At 64.7% G+C, this 598-nt stretch carries 2 protein-coding genes; both read right to left on the minus strand.

The window, feature by feature from the left end; genetic code table 11:
• Positions 1-55 precede the first annotated feature (55 nt).
• A complete protein-coding gene (locus DAI20_RS19840) occupies positions 56-415 on the minus strand; it encodes an EamA family transporter (protein WP_012479558.1) in 360 nt (119 codons plus the stop codon).
• A gap of 1 nt (position 416) precedes the next feature.
• Positions 417-598: hypothetical protein (locus DAI20_RS19845; protein WP_497802649.1), on the minus strand; the 182-nt coding region annotated here is incomplete at its 5' end.

Below are 598 nucleotides of genomic sequence, written 5' to 3' on the forward strand. Positions count from 1 at the left end.
TGGGCCAGCGTGTCGAAAGCCATCAGCAGCGGGAAGCCGATCACATACAGGCGCCTCATGAGCCGGCCCCCACCACGGCTACGCCGGCGGTGACCAGCAGCATGCCGGTCACCCGCAGCGGCGTGAGTTTCTCGCGGAACAGGAAACGGCCGGCGATCATCAGTGCGACGATGTTGATCGAGCCCAGCAGCACGCCCTTGGACAGCGGCACCAGCGACAGGAACGCGATCCAGGCGACGAACTCAAGCACATAGCAGGCGATGCCGATCCACAGCCAGGGACGGCTGAGCATGTGTTTCCAGCGTTGCAGTCCTTCGCCTTCCTGCGGATCGCTGGCGGCGGCCTTGAAGGCGAGCTGGCCACCGGTATCGAGTACCACATTGGCCAGCCACAGCAGCGTGGCGAGTGCCCCCATTTCAGGCCACCGCCTTGAGGACGCCACTGCGTTCACCGATCTCGGTGAAGAAGCGCGCGCTGCGGCGGATCACATCGCGGCGTTCGCGGTCGATGGTGATCATGTGGTAACTGTCTTCCAGCACCACCAGTTCCTTCGGGCCGCTGACCCGCGACATCACCAGCTCGGCGTTGCCCATGCTGG

Source organism: Planctomonas deserti (genome assembly GCF_003067705.1).
In the GTDB taxonomy this organism is placed as follows: domain Bacteria; phylum Actinomycetota; class Actinomycetes; order Actinomycetales; family Microbacteriaceae; genus Planctomonas; species Planctomonas deserti.